At 62.1% G+C, this 13,376-nt stretch carries 17 protein-coding genes; 4 read left to right on the top strand and 13 right to left on the bottom strand.

Going from position 1 to position 13,376, the window contains the following annotated elements:
- Positions 1–24: 24 nt before the first annotated feature.
- The gene (gene efp, locus SM764_RS07080; RefSeq protein WP_065270890.1) at positions 25–588 is read right to left on the bottom strand and encodes an elongation factor P; all 564 of its coding nucleotides are present in this window, start codon (positions 586–588) and stop codon (positions 25–27) included.
- A 217-nt stretch (positions 589–805) separates the two neighbouring features.
- On the opposite strand from efp, the gene SM764_RS07075 reads away from it, so the two are divergent.
- Together SM764_RS07075 and SM764_RS07070 are read left to right on the top strand one after the other, a co-directional pair.
- Complete coding sequence (locus SM764_RS07075) at positions 806–1,123, top strand: DUF6280 family protein (protein ID WP_065270891.1); 318 nt, start codon at positions 806–808, stop codon at positions 1,121–1,123.
- 235 nt (positions 1,124–1,358) lie between these two features.
- Positions 1,359–2,822, top strand: a complete 1,464-nt coding sequence (locus SM764_RS07070; protein WP_369001387.1) for a cobyric acid synthase — start codon at positions 1,359–1,361, stop codon at positions 2,820–2,822.
- Between the two features lie 194 nt (positions 2,823–3,016).
- On the opposite strand, the gene SM764_RS07065 is transcribed toward SM764_RS07070, so the two are convergent.
- The 5 genes from SM764_RS07065 to SM764_RS07045 form a co-directional block, all read right to left on the bottom strand.
- Complete coding sequence (locus tag SM764_RS07065; RefSeq protein ID WP_369001386.1) at positions 3,017–4,087, bottom strand: hypothetical protein; 1,071 nt, start codon at positions 4,085–4,087, stop codon at positions 3,017–3,019.
- A 114-nt stretch (positions 4,088–4,201) separates the two neighbouring features.
- Positions 4,202–5,620, bottom strand: coding sequence for a TolC family outer membrane protein (locus SM764_RS07060; RefSeq protein WP_065270894.1), 1,419 nt, complete (start codon positions 5,618–5,620; stop codon positions 4,202–4,204).
- A gap of 95 nt (positions 5,621–5,715) precedes the next feature.
- Entirely contained in the window at positions 5,716–6,369 is a 654-nt protein-coding gene (locus SM764_RS07055) for a protein-L-isoaspartate O-methyltransferase family protein (RefSeq protein WP_368946955.1), read from the bottom strand.
- Between the two features lie 104 nt (positions 6,370–6,473).
- Complete coding sequence (locus tag SM764_RS07050; RefSeq protein ID WP_065270896.1) at positions 6,474–6,983, bottom strand: PhnA domain-containing protein; 510 nt, start codon at positions 6,981–6,983, stop codon at positions 6,474–6,476.
- Between the two features lie 104 nt (positions 6,984–7,087).
- Positions 7,088–7,402: a TraR/DksA family transcriptional regulator gene (locus tag SM764_RS07045; RefSeq protein WP_065270897.1), complete on the bottom strand. Its 315-nt coding sequence runs from the start codon at positions 7,400–7,402 to the stop codon at positions 7,088–7,090.
- A gap of 191 nt (positions 7,403–7,593) precedes the next feature.
- Between SM764_RS07045 and SM764_RS07040 the strand changes: the two genes are divergently transcribed.
- Positions 7,594–7,731 carry an entericidin A/B family lipoprotein gene (locus SM764_RS07040; RefSeq protein WP_116560370.1) on the top strand — a complete coding sequence of 46 codons (138 nt, stop codon included), beginning with the start codon at positions 7,594–7,596 and terminating at the stop codon, positions 7,729–7,731.
- A gap of 13 nt (positions 7,732–7,744) precedes the next feature.
- Here the strand turns inward: SM764_RS07040 and SM764_RS07035 are convergent, their stop codons facing one another.
- From SM764_RS07035 to ribB, 5 genes are all read right to left on the bottom strand, one after another.
- Positions 7,745–7,930 (bottom strand): CTP synthetase, encoded by a 186-nt coding sequence (locus tag SM764_RS07035; protein ID WP_065270898.1) that lies wholly within the window; start codon positions 7,928–7,930, stop codon positions 7,745–7,747.
- Between the two features lie 211 nt (positions 7,931–8,141).
- On the bottom strand, positions 8,142–8,474 hold the full coding sequence (locus SM764_RS07030) for a hypothetical protein (protein ID WP_274828262.1): 333 nt from the start codon (positions 8,472–8,474) through the stop codon (positions 8,142–8,144).
- Positions 8,475–8,675: 201 nt separating this feature from the next.
- Positions 8,676–9,158, bottom strand: coding sequence for a transcription antitermination factor NusB (gene nusB, locus SM764_RS07025; RefSeq protein ID WP_369001385.1), 483 nt, complete (start codon positions 9,156–9,158; stop codon positions 8,676–8,678).
- Positions 9,155–9,706, bottom strand: a complete 552-nt coding sequence (locus SM764_RS07020) for a 6,7-dimethyl-8-ribityllumazine synthase (protein ID WP_369001384.1) — start codon at positions 9,704–9,706, stop codon at positions 9,155–9,157. Before SM764_RS07020 ends, nusB begins: the two co-directional genes overlap by 4 nt.
- A 1-nt stretch (position 9,707) precedes the next feature.
- Positions 9,708–10,835, bottom strand: a complete 1,128-nt coding sequence (ribB, locus tag SM764_RS07015; RefSeq protein ID WP_065270902.1) for a 3,4-dihydroxy-2-butanone-4-phosphate synthase — start codon at positions 10,833–10,835, stop codon at positions 9,708–9,710.
- Positions 10,836–11,031: 196 nt separating this feature from the next.
- Here ribB and SM764_RS07010 point away from each other — a divergent pair, with 196 nt between their 5' ends.
- Entirely contained in the window at positions 11,032–12,084 is a 1,053-nt protein-coding gene (locus SM764_RS07010; protein WP_369001383.1) for a proline racemase family protein, read from the top strand.
- A 103-nt stretch (positions 12,085–12,187) separates the two neighbouring features.
- Here SM764_RS07010 and SM764_RS07005 read toward each other — a convergent pair whose 3' ends face one another.
- The gene (locus tag SM764_RS07005) at positions 12,188–12,787 is read right to left on the bottom strand and encodes a hypothetical protein (protein WP_369001382.1); all 600 of its coding nucleotides are present in this window, start codon (positions 12,785–12,787) and stop codon (positions 12,188–12,190) included.
- Positions 12,787–13,374 (bottom strand): riboflavin synthase, encoded by a 588-nt coding sequence (locus tag SM764_RS07000; protein ID WP_369001381.1) that lies wholly within the window; start codon positions 13,372–13,374, stop codon positions 12,787–12,789. Before SM764_RS07000 ends, SM764_RS07005 begins: the two co-directional genes overlap by 1 nt.
- Between the last annotated feature and the right edge of the window lie 2 nt (positions 13,375–13,376).

Here is a 13,376-nt window from a genome sequence, read left to right as displayed (position 1 = left end):
ATAGCGTCAATGCAGCAGGCCGGATCAGGCGCGCTCGGAGTATTCCATGGTTTCGGTGTTCACCACGATCATCTCGTCCTGACCGACGAAGGGCGGCACCATGACTTTGACACCGTTATCAAGGATCGCGGGCTTGAAGGAATTCGCAGCCGTCTGGCCTTTTACAACCGGCTCGGTTTCGACGATCTTGCAGGTGACCTTCTGCGGCACGGTGGCGTTCAGAGCTTCGGACTCGTAGAACTCGACAACGATGGTCATGCCATCCTGCAGGAACGGGCGACGATCCCCCAGCAGATCGGCGGGCAGTTCGATCTGCTCATAAGTCTCGGTGTCCATGAACACGAGCATGCCGTCGTTTTCATACAGGAATTGCTGGTCTTTCTGCTCAAGGCGCACACGTTCGACCTTGTCGGCGCTGCGGAACCGCTCGTTCAGCTTGGAGCCGTTACGCAGGTTGCGCAGTTCGACCTGAGCAAAGGCGCCGCCCTTGCCGGGTTTGACGTGATCGACCTTCACAGCGGCCCACAGACCGTCGTTGTGCTCCAGAACATTGCCAGGGCGGATTTCGTTACCGTTGATCTTGGGCATCGGAAAAATCCCTCTCGGGTGGTTGATGAACTCTTAACTGCCCCTATATCTGGCGTGGACTCGGCTGGCAAGACAACGATATCTCGTGGGCACCCCCGGCAAGCTATGCACAAATCGCATGAAAGCTATGCATCTACGGGCTATCCGAATCGTCATAGTTCCGTCATAAGGAGCGCCACGCCGAAATTGCAATAGCAAGAACAACAAAGGAAACGGGATGCGAGATTTCGTTGACGGCACCGCTTACAATAACGAGCAAGGCAACCGCGCACGCAAACTTTTTGCCGCCGTGGTGCTGGCCGCATTGGACGACGCCATCGCTGACGACAAGAAATACGGGAACGGCCCCGAGCAGATCGCGCGGTGGGCGCGCTCTCGCGATGGCCGTGAAGTCCTTTCCTGCGCCGGGATCGACCCGAACGAGCGCGTGGTCGAAGGGCTGATGGAATTCGTCGGTCGTGGCGTGCGGACTTCGGTCGCACTGTCGCGTGAAGAAAGCGAGCGCCGCAATGCTGCACAGGCCGAAGCTGCCTGATCTAAGCTGCCATTGAGACACAGAAAAGCGCGTCCTGGGGGGCGCGTTTTTCTTTTGTGGCTCCGCTTTTTTCGCCTGCGCTTTCCGTACACCTCCTGACCCCCAATAACGCCGCACAGCTTCTGCAGGCCCCTGCCCGGCCATCCGATCAGGCAATGCTTTCGATTGCCGTTGACCTGCGCCCGCCCGCATTGCAACTGTCTGCGCGAACAAGGGTGAGCAGTAAGGCAGGCGCATGACGGCACGGGCACTGATGATCCAAGGCACCGGCAGCAATGTCGGAAAATCGCTTCTGGTTGCGGGGCTGGCGCGCGCCTATACGCGGCGCGGCCTGCGTGTGGCGCCGTTCAAACCGCAGAACATGTCGAACAACGCGGCTGTCACCCCCGAAGGTGGCGAAATTGGCCGCGCGCAGGCGCTGCAGGCCCGCGCTGCCAAGCGCGTGCCGCATACGGATATGAACCCGGTGCTGCTGAAGCCCGAAACCGATACCGGTGCGCAGATCATCGTTCAGGGAAAACGGCGCGGAACCCAAGGCGCCAGATCCTTCATGCGCGATAAATCGGGGCTGCTCGAGGCTGTACTCGACAGCTATTACCGGCTGGCCGCTGACGCTGATCTGGTGCTGATCGAAGGGGCCGGTTCTCCGGCGGAAACCAACCTGCGTCCGCGCGACATCGCCAATATGGGTTTTGCCTGCGCGGCAGAGGTGCCGGTGGTACTGGTTGGTGACATTCACCGCGGCGGCGTCATCGCGCAGATCGTCGGCACCAAGGCAGTGCTGGAGCCTGCGGATCTGGAACGCATCGTCGGCTTTGCCGTGAACCGGTTCCGCGGCGATCTCAGCCTGTTTGACGGCGGGCGCGATGACATCGTGGCCCGCACCGGCTGGCCATCACTGGGCGTTGTTCCCTGGTTCTGGGACGCCTGGAAACTGCCAGCCGAGGATATGATGGACATCGCCTCCCGCGCGGGCGGCGCCTGCAAGGTGGTGGTGCCACAGCTGGAGCGGATGGCGAATTTCGATGATCTGGATCCGCTGGCCGCCGAACCGGATGTGACGGTCGAGATCGTGCCCCCCGGGCGTGCCCTGCCCGGCGATGCGGATCTGGTGCTGATCCCCGGCAGCAAATCCACGATTGGCGATCTCACCTTCCTGCGCGCCCAAGGCTGGGACATCGACATCCTTGCACACCACCGGCGCGGTGGTCATGTGCTGGGCCTTTGTGGCGGCTATCAGATGCTTGGCCAAACCATCGATGATCCGGAGGGTGTCGACGGCCGCCCCGGCAAGGTGGTCGGGCTTGGCCTGCTGGAAGTGCATACGACCATGGTGGGCGACAAGCGCGTGACCCTGAGCGAGGCCACCACGCGGGACGGTAACCTGCCGGTCTCTGGCTACGAGATCCACATGGGGCGCACCAGTGGCCCCGATACAGACCGCGCCTGGCTCAGCGTCGAAAACCGGGCCGAGGGCGCGGTGTCACCGGATGGACGCGTGCGCGGTTCATATTTGCATGGGCTGTTCAGCTCCGATGCCTTCCGCGCTGCCTTTCTGGCCGATCTGGGGCACGAAAGCCGGACTTCCTACGAGGATGACGTCGATGCAGCTCTCGACGATCTTGCAGCGCATCTGGAGCACTACATGGACCTCAATCAACTGCTCGAGCTGTCGCAGCCCATCAGCCCGCGCACATAGGCGCAGCGCCCCGTGCCAGAGCGCGACCGCGCCGAGCGCAGCCCGGCGCCCGACCCAACGGGAGAGGGGAATTGAAAAATGCCCGATCCGGGCGGGAGCGCTCTGCCCTGATGTTCGGCAGGGGCGCCGCTTACACGGGACATGACCGTAACTCAGGAGGCAACCAATGCCACATAATGCCGTAGCGCAGGAGGTCAGAGCAGGTCTTGTGCTGCCAGCGCCCGGTGGATTTCCCGGCGCACCAGTTTGCGGACGTTGCGGGTGATGCGCTCACCAAGCGCGCCCTGCAATTCTTCGCGTACGATCTCGGCCACCAACTCGCGCAGGCTCTCCTCGTCTAGATACGTGTCCTCTTCGGTCAGCGCGCCCAGCGTTTCGACGGTGATGGCCTCTTCGGCAATGCCGCGCGCCGGGTCTGCATGCTCAGTCTCGGTTGCCGGACCGAACTCTGGGCCTGCATCCTCAGCCGTATCTGCGGTGGCCTCGCTTTCGGGCCAGGAGACCACCTCTTCCGCTGTCTCTTCAGATGCCGGATCCTCGTCGTGATGATCCTGCCACTGCAGCGTTTCGACATTGGTACCTGCATAGGGATCGCTGGACCTGCCGTCTGGCTCCCATTGCTCTTCGGAGCGCGCAACCTTGGCTTCCAGCTCCGTAATTTTCTGCACAACGGCGAACACCCGGTCAGCTGGGTCAGTCTCTTCCAGCATTGCATCGGACAGGGAGGCTTCAGACTTCGCCTCTACCTCATCAGAAGCATCCTGAAAGCCCTCAACTCCGGTTACGCCCGCCGCTTGATAGAGGGTCGCCCAGGGATCTTTCCAGGGCGCATCTTCCGCCGCATCAGTGGCATCCTCATCGGAAGGGCTCTGGGCTTCCTCTGCCGGTGTTTCTTCTGCCGGTTCAACGGCCGACCCTGCCGCCCCTGCGTCTGTCTCATCAGTCGCCACCGAGGTGAGGTCTGTATCGACTTCCACCGCGGGGATCGAACTGGCGCTGATGTCGGTGACCTCAGGGGGTACCTCCCGCGCATATGCGGTATCGATAGGGTCGGCCGCCTCGGGCTTGGCCTCTGACACCCGTAGCGCAGGCGTCAGCACAAGTCGCGTCGCCGCCTTCTCGGACCGTGGTTCGGCTGGCTCCGGTGACGCAGGCTCCGCAGACCCGGTGACCCGGGCAGCCCCTTTTCTGTCGTCTTCGCTCACGAGACGACGGATAGAGGACAGGACATCTTCGATTTCTGCCTGCGTTACAGGTTCGGACATAATAATCAGCACCACTTTAGCCAGTGACACAACTGTAGCCGCCGAACGGCGGCCACACAACAATTAGGGTAAATTTTCAGTTGTTCCCGGCAGCACCCGCCGCCAGAACGCGCGTCAGTCGCGGCCCAGAGCCTTCAGGACCCGGTCCAGATCCTTGCTACGCTTGCTGATATGGGCCGGAGCGTCCTTGACCAGATTATAATACAGGGTCGGGTCATAGATCTCGACGGCAAGCCCCAGATGCTCGGCTGTGAGCAGGCCCTGCGCCTGCAACAACTGATATGCCGCCAGCGCCTGATTGGCTCGCGCCTGCACCCGCGCGGTCTGCGCGCCCAGAAGTTCCTGCTCAGCCTGCAGCACATCCAGTGTCGTGCGCGCGCCCAGCGTGGCCTCTTCGCGGATCCCTTCGAATGCGACCTGCGCCGCCCGCACCCGCTCGACCGAAGACACAAGGCTGGCCCGCGCTGCTTCGAGCGACACATAGGCCGCCGCCACCGATTGGGTCACAGATCTTTGGGTGGAGATCAGCGCGCCCCTTTCGGCATCCAGCCGGGCAATATCTGCCCGCCGCGCTGCGGCAAGCCCGCCGCCCGCGTAAAGCCGCTGGGACAGAGTCAGGCTAACACCTGAGGTATCCGAATCGCCGTTGCCGTTCAGATCATAGGTATGGCCTGCATCGGCGCGCAGGCGCACGCTGGGGCCAAGGTTCTTTTCAGTGCTGGCCGCAGTATGCTGCGCTGCCTTCACCGAATGCTGACGCGCCAGAAGGCTGGGATGATTGCGCATCGCAACGCTTTCAGCGGCCTGCAAGGAGGCCACCCGCTGCGGCAGCGGCGGTTGGCCTGCAACCACGTTGATCGGGTTGCCGACAACCTCGATATAGGTCGCCTTGGCCTCCAACAGATCGCCCTGGCTTTCGGTGAGGCTGGCCTGCGCGGCTGCCACACGGCTTTCGGCGAGGGCGACATCGGTGCGGGTTACTTCGCCGACCTCGAACCGGTCCTGAGCGGCCCGCAGTTCTTCACGCAGAAGACGCAGGTTGTTGCCCCGCAAGCGCACGGTGTCCTGCTGCAACAGCACGTTCACATAGGCCTGAACGGCGGAAAACAGAACTTGCTGTTCGATATCCAGCAGGCTTTGACGGGTGGCCAGAACCGTTTCCTGCGCCGCCAGCTGACCCAGCCGCGAGGCGCCGCCATCATAAAGCAGCCATTCCATCGAGACACCGACATCAAGCCCATTGGTATCGTGGTCGCGGAACCCGAAGGTGGAGATGCCCCGGCTGTAGCGGTGGCTTGCGGTCATCGCAAAATCAACGATCGGGCGCAAACGCGCCACCGCAACAGCGACGCTTTCATCCGTGGCGCGCAGCAGCGCCCTGTTTTGCTCCAGCAATCCGCTGGTTTTGTAGGCGCCTATCATGGCGTCCGACAGGTTGTCCGCCACCGCGGATTTTGGCGCGGCCAGCGCCGCTGCAACTGCGCCGACATATACAAACGTTTTCAAAAAACGGACCGAGAATTTCTTTCGCATCGGTTGCCTTATCGTTTGCCGCGCCGCCAGCCGCGGTTGGTTTGCCTCACCCCGCGCCCCCTGCCCGGGACGCGGGAATATTCTGCCCCGGCGGGTTATAGTGCGAATTCGCGAACCTTTTCAAAGCCCGGCAGTACCGGGGCGCCCGCGTTGAATGCAAAACGCCAGGAAACCTGGCCGCCTGTCTTATGGCCGATCTTCACCTCTCCCAGCGCGCCGGTCATGAAGACCGCGGCGATCCGGCCACCATCGCGCAGCTGTTCGAGCAGCGCCGAAGGAACATCTTCGACACCACCCTGGATCATGATCACATCATAGGGACCATGTTCCGCCGCGCCTTCGGCCAACGCACCAACGTGCACGATGGCATTGTCAGCTCCGGCCTCGGCCAATTGATCCTGAGTGTCGCGGCCCATGTCCTCGTCCTGCTCGACGCCGATCACCATCTGGGCAACGCGGGCAGCCACAGCCGTGGAATAGCCCAGCCCGCAAGCCACATCGAGCACCATCTCATCATTCTGGATATCCAGTGCATCCAGAATCTTGGCCAGGGTGCGCGGCTCCAGCAGGACGCGGCTGTCGCCAAGATCGATGTTCTGATCCGCATAGGCGGCTTCACGTTGTGCATCAGGCACAAAGCTTTCGCGAGGTACCGCGAGCATCGCTTCGATAATCGGGTATTTCGTCACATCCGAGGGGCGGACCTGGGTGTCGACCATCATGCGGCGACGTTCGGCGAAGTCAGTCATGTGCTAAACTCGTCTGTTCAGTCTGTTGATATTGCTTGTGCCACATCGCGGAAGGCGCGGCAACGGTGGCTTTGGGAAATTGCTGGGCTGATGCCATGCGGCATCTACTTCTTCTTCACGAATTTCGTGAGGATGACGATCCGCTGACCCTCGACCCGCCCTTCGATGTGTTCGGGGTTGTCCTGAACCAGGGAAATACCGCGCACCGCCGTACCGCGTTTGGCGGTGAACCCGCCCCCTTTAACCGGAAGGTCCTTGATCAAGACAACGTTATCACCTTGCGCCAGAGGCGCCCCGTTGCTGTCCACATGGGCGCTGGCCGCCGGAACATTGTCGGCCCAGGCGCGGGTTTCATCGTCCAGCCACAGCTGCTCGGCCAGATCGCGGGCCCAGTCCTGATCGGAAAGACGTGCCAGAAGACGCGCCGCCAGCACCTGCACGGCAGGCTCTTCCGACCACATCGATGATGACAGGCAGCGCCAGTGGTTGGGATCAAGATCTCCGGCGATCTGCTCCGCACAGGTGGCACAGATCTCAACCCCGGCGCCGTCCGGCCCTCCCGGAACCTCAACAAAGGACAGGGGCGCGTCGGCGGAACAGAGGGCGCAGGGCATAAGGGTATCTCCGTGTCAGAATAGCTATGATCGCTTTAGACCCGGCGCGCGCCAAAGGAAAGCACCGCCCGACGCCACGCGCGCCTATGCCCCGGTCACCAGTCTTATTTGGCGCATTTCTTGCAAAAAGGTGTCGCAGGAAGCAGGTCCAGCCGTTCAGCCGAAATGGCATCACCGCAGATCTGGCAGAAACCGTAGTCACCGCTTTCGATACGCGCCAGTGCCGCATCGATCTGGCGCAGCTCATCCAGTTCAGCCTTGCCAAGGCTTTCCAGCACCTCGTCGCCCTGCCGCTCGGACGATCGGTCCTCCCAATCCTTGGGCATGGGCGCGTCCAGCGTGTGCTCCACCTCGACCAGATGCCCTGTCAGGGCCTTACGCCGCGCCTCAAGCGCCTCTTTACGGATCTCAAATGCCATTCGTCTAATCCTCCCGATAGGTCGTGTTCGGCACATGTTGCCACGTGCTTATCCCCGAACACCTATTAGAGAACATTGACCTCCATCAACAAAGCTGTCGAACCGCGCAGCTCGATGAGCAGCGACTTTCCGCCTCTGGCTGCTCATCTCAGGCGATGCTAGACAACACGCAAAGAACGATGGAGTACACCATGATCAAACATGTCCTGATTGCCCTGAGCCTGCTGAGCCTTGCTGCCTGCGAAACCGCAAAAGGTGCGGGCCGCGACATCAACAAAGCCGGAACCGCCCTTGAGCAGGCGGCCGACGACATTCAGAAGAAACTGTAAGGCTGGGCGCAGGTCAGCGCAGGTTGTAAAGCTTGCGCGCGACCAGCCACGTCACCGGAAAGGCCGCGATAAAGCCAAGCGCTGCCGCGATCAGGATGGGCTGAAGGCTGTCCTGCCCCGTGGCCAAGGCCGCTACCACGGCGCTACCTGCAAGGGTGGAGCCGATAAACAGATGCAGGATGAAAGCAAGACGATACATGTGATGGCCTTTCCGAATAGATGAATCGGGGTCCTGTCGGTGAACCGGACCCATGCCATCATGTTTCAGAATTTGCTGGCAATCGCCTTGATCTGGGTCAGCTTCGGCACTGCGCGCACCTGAATGGCAGGCCCCTCACAGCTTCAAGGCGGACAACCTCACGATTGCCCACCTCAGTCTATATTCAAAATGGTGTGAATTGGGCCAGAGGTCAGTCGCGCGGCTGTTTCCGGCGATCCTGCGGGCGCGGCGCCACGGCTTTTACCCGGATCGGTTCAAAATGGTTCACCACCGGAGTTCCCCGGCGCGGCCCTGCGTCATCATCGCGGGCCAGTGACATCACCGCCCAAGCGAATTGCACCCCGGCAAAAACAATCCCGTTCATGAACCAAAGAATGCCAATCGCCAAAAGCCCGACATCAGACGTGCTGACCAGCCCCCAAAGGTTCATTACGTTGAACCAGAGCAGCAGCCCGACGAAGACCGCAGCGATTCCGAACCCCAGCGCAACGTTGCGGATATAGAGTTGAATGAGCTTTGGCATGAGATTCCCTCCATAGGCTGCTTCTTAATGTTAGCACCCGGCGGCAGGCGGTCCAGAGAATAAAGCGGAAAATACATGCGATCGGCGGAATTTGTCCTGCATCTCCTCCACGATCGGAACGAATAACGATCCCCCCCCTGTAAAAACAAAAACAGGCGCACCGGGGTGCGCCTGATTGCAAAGGTCACCTGAAAAGAAGGTTCAGAACGCCTCGGGGCGCGCTTCGCGGGCCATGTGATCCAGAACCGCGTTGACGAATTTCGGCTCCTTGCCTTCGGGGAAAAACGCGCGCGCCACGTCGACGAATTCGTTGATCACCACCTTGGGCGGGGTCTTCGTCTCGACCAGTTCCGAGCCTGCAGCGCGGAACAGCGCCCGCAGGGTCGGGTCGATCCGGGCAATCGGCCATTTCGCAACCAGCGCGCGGTCGGTCATCTGGTCGATCTTGGCCTGATGATTGACGGCGCCTTCGACCAGCTGGCGAAATAACTTGGGGTCACCCTCGGCGTATTCATCACCTTCATAGACAGCGCCGAAACGGTGATCCTCGAATTCGACGATCACCTTGTCGTAGGTCTGGCTGCTGTGCTCCATCTGGAACAGCGCCTGCACGGCAAAAAGCCGGGCCGCCGATTTCATCTGAGTCTTGCCGTTGCCCTTCGGGACGCTGTCTGGGTTGGTCATGCCTTGGTGGATCCGTTGTCTGTGCCAGCCAGCTGGATGGCCTCGGAAGGGGCCTTAAAGCCGACTCCCTTGCTCTGGGCGCTCCACTTACGCGTCAGTGCGATCAGATGCAAGGCCGCAGCCGCAGCGCCCCCGCCCTTATTCTGATCGGCGGGATCGGCGCGCACCTCGGCCTGGGCGCGGTTCTCTACGGTCAGGATGCCGTTGCCGATGCACAGGCCCTGCAGGCCCATCAGCTGGATCGCGCGGCTGCTGTCGTTGCAGACCGTATCATAATGGGTGGTCTCGCCGCGGATCACGCAGCCCAGTGCCACGTAGCCGTCAAAGTTCGAGGTGCGATCGGCAATAGAGATCGCCGTAGGAACCTCCAGCGCGCCGGGCACTTCGACCAGATCCCAGGTGCCGCCAGCGGCCTCGATCTCGACCTTGGCGCCTGCGACCATATTGTCGGCGATGTCCTTGTAGTAAGGCGCAACCACGATCAGCAGCTTGACCGGTTTGTCAAAGCTGGGACGCGGCAGGATGTAGTGGCTTTCGTGTCCGGCCATATCAGTCTTCCTTCAGAATGGGACGGCTGCCGACGATGGACAGCCCATAGGCATCAAGACCCACATATTTGGTCGAGGGGGAATCGGTCAGCAGGATCAGGTCCTTCAGGCCAAGGTTCGACAGGATCTGCGCGCCGATGCCGGTCTGTTTGATGGTCACCGTGCGCGATCCGTCATCCTCATAGGCATAAAGCGCGTTGCGCGGCTGGCGGAACAGGGTCACAACCCCGCGCCCCTCGGCAGCGATGATCTCCATCGCGCGGGGCAATTGACGGGCGGATTTGGGACCGAGGCCCAGAATGTCGGTCGCCTCGTGCAGCGCATGGGTGCGGGCCAGAACAGGCTCGGGCGTGGTGATGTCACCCTTGATCATCACCACGTGTTCAACGCCGTGGGTCTGATCGGTGAACAGGCGCATGTCCCATTCGCCGCCGAATTCCGAATTCACGATCTCCCGGGAGGTTTCGGTGACCAGATTGTCGTTGCGGGCGCGATAGGCGATCAGATCGCTGATGGTGCCGATCTTCTGGCCGTGCTCAGCCGCGAAATCCACCAGATCAGGCAACCGCGCCATGGTGCCGTCTTCCTTCATGATCTCGCAGATCACGCCCGAAGGATGCAGCCCGGCAAGGCGGGAAATATCCACGGCCGCCTCGGTATGGCCCGCACGGACCAGAACGCCGCCGCGTTTGGCGCGCAGCGGGAAGACATGGCCCGGCGTTGCGATTTCCGCCATCGAATTCTGCTCGTTGATCGCGGTCGCGACGGTCAGTGCCCGGTCGGCAGCGGAAATGCCGGTCGAGACACCTTCGCGCGCCTCGATGGAGACGGTAAAGGCGGTCTCGTGGCGCGAGGAGTTGTTGACCGCCATCATCGGCAGCCCGAGGCTGTCGATCCGGTCCGCGGTCATCGGCAGGCAGATCAGCCCGCGCCCGTGTGTCGCCATGAAGTTGATGGCATCGGCATCCGCGAATTGCGCCGGGATCACCAGATCGCCCTCATTCTCGCGGTCCTCGTGATCCACAAGGATGAACATGCGACCCTGTCGGGCCTCTTCGATGATCTCTTCAATCGGGCTGATTGCGTCGCGCAGGCGGGCCTCGACCGGCCCCGGTGTTTCAAAGCTCATGTCATGGCCTTTCATGATCCGTGTCGCAGGCCCTCGAGTGGCGCTGCCGCGTTGCCAGCGAAATAGCGCAGCCGCGCCCCAAAGGCCAGCCCGCTTGGCTCTCTTGGAATCACGGACGCGACGTTTGCAGATGCGCAGAAGGCTGCTAGCGTTCCAGCATAAAACCAAAATCAGACCAAACGCGAAAGCCAAGCCCATGCGCACTTCCCGTATCCTGCAAGCCTATGAAGCCCACGCCGAGGGCGAACCGGGCCGTGTCATCACCGGTGGCATGCCGCTGCTGAAGGGCGCCAGCGTGTTTGAAAAAATGCAGGACATGGCGGCCAACCACGATGAAATCCGCCTGATGATGCTGCGCGAGCCGCGCGGCAATCCAGGGCTTTGCGGCAATGTCCTCGTGCCGCCCTGCCATCCGGAGGCGGACGCCGGTTTCATCATCTTCGAGCAGACCGAATACCCGCCGATGTCCGGCTCCAACACCATCTGCGTGGTGACGGTGCTGCTGGAGACCGGCATCCTGCCGATAATTGAGCCGGTGACCGAGCTGACACTGGAAGCCCCCGCCGGGCTGATCCGGGTGCGCGCGGAGTGCCGTGACGGCAAGGTTACACAGGTCAGCTTTCGCAATGTGCCCGCCTTTGCCGTGCATCTGGACGCCAAGGTCGAGGTGACGGGGCTGGGCACCGTCAGTGTCGATGTGGCCTGGGGCGGGATGTTCTTCGTTCTGGCCAATGCTGACCGGCTGGGCGTCGATCTTTCGGCAGACAATGGCAAGGACATCACCCGCGTCAGCGAGGCCATCCGCCACGCCACGGCCGAGCAACTGCCCGTCACCCATCCGGAAAACCCCGCGATCACTGGCCCGACGATCACCAACCTCTGGGGCACACCGATTGCCGAAGGCACCCATGGGCGCGGCGCCATCACCCTCTCCACGGGCACCTTTGATCCGGACCGCCTACAGGATGCCAGCGGCATTCTGGACCGCTCCCCCTGCGGCACTGGCACCTGCGCCAAGATGGCGGTTCTACATGCACGGGGCCTGCTTGCGCCGGGACAGGACTACGTCAACGCCGGGCCGCTTGGCACCACCTTCACCGGACGTATTATCGAAGAAACCAAAGTCGGCCCCTACCCCGCCATCGTACCAACCCTGTCCGGGCAAGGCTGGATCTATGGATTGTCCAGCTACACGCTGGATCCCAGCGATCCATTTCCTGCGGGCTATACCGTCGGCGACATGTGGTGATGCGCGCCGCGGCAGCGGCGCGCCTGGCCCAACACCTCGAGCCTGCATCTTCGATGCTGGCTCAGGGGGCGGGAGCCACCCTGCGGCTCGCAGGATGGGCGGCTCAGGCGGACTGATGCGCGAAATATTCGCTCGCGGACAGATAGGCAGCTGCGCGCCCGGCGGTGCTCCATTCGCTTTCCAGCGGCGCATCCCCGATCACCACCACCGAAGCGCCGGGCAATCCCTGGCGACGCATCAGGTCCTGAACCCGCACGCGCATCTCGGACCAGCTTTCGCTGAACCGCGGCGCCGCACCTGCATCGTTCAGAACCGGGTGGACGGCCAGAACCGCCTCGGGCGTATTGGGCCGGTGCACCAGCGCCAGTTTGCTGGCGTTCTGCACAGCCTCCAGCGCATGCCGCTCACGCTCAGGCATGTGGGCGCCATAGGCAATGATGCGCAGCGCGTTGGAGGAGAACAGCAGCCCGGTGATGTCCTGCCCCGAAGTCTGCCGCACGCGGGCGTAGGTCTTGTAATCCATGCCCAGCTCCGCGGCGCGTTTGATGCGCATCTGCAGAACCAGTTTCGGGATCGTGTTGGGCATCAGCTTTTTCTGGGCGCTGCGCCAGGCGTGTACGCGCCACGCCCGGCCCTGCTCCATGCTGGGGCCGTTATTGTGGCCGATCCCGGCGGGCGCCGCGCCGGATGCCAGACCAGACATCACCCTGCCTCCGCCAGCCGCGCCACGTAGCGGGCCAGCGTGTCGATTTCCAGATTGACCTTGTCGCCCAGCTTCACATCCCCCCAGGTGGTCACCTCTTTGGTGTGGGGGATGAAATTGATACCGAAATCACAGCCTTCCACATCGTTGACCGTCAGCGACGTCCCGTTGAGCGCCACCGAGCCCTTGGGGGCGATGAAACGCGCCAAGTCCTTGGGCGCACGCAGGGTCACCCGGGTGCTGTCGCCGTCATCCGTGATATCGACCACCTCGGCCACGCCATCGACATGGCCCGATACGATATGTCCCCCCAGTTCGTCCCCGACCTTCAGGGCGCGCTCAAGGTTGACGCGTTTGCCCACGGTCCAGGCGCCGATGTTGGTCTTGGAAACGGTTTCTGCAGAGATCTGAACATCGTACCAATCCGGTCCCAGCTCGATTACCGTCAGGCATACCCCATCCGAGGCGATGGAGGCGCCCAGGTCGATCCCTGCCGTGTCATAGCCGGTGCTGATGCGCGCGCGCAGATCGCCCTCTTGCTCCAGCGCCTTGATGGTGCCGACGTCGGTGATGATACCTGTGAACATGG

It is taken from the genome of Pseudophaeobacter sp. 1A16562, assembly GCF_041008785.1.
GTDB classification, from domain to species: domain Bacteria; phylum Pseudomonadota; class Alphaproteobacteria; order Rhodobacterales; family Rhodobacteraceae; genus Phycobacter; species Phycobacter gallaeciensis_A.
The sequence above is the reverse complement of the archived record's forward strand: the minus strand, read 5'-3'. Positions and strand labels throughout refer to the sequence as shown.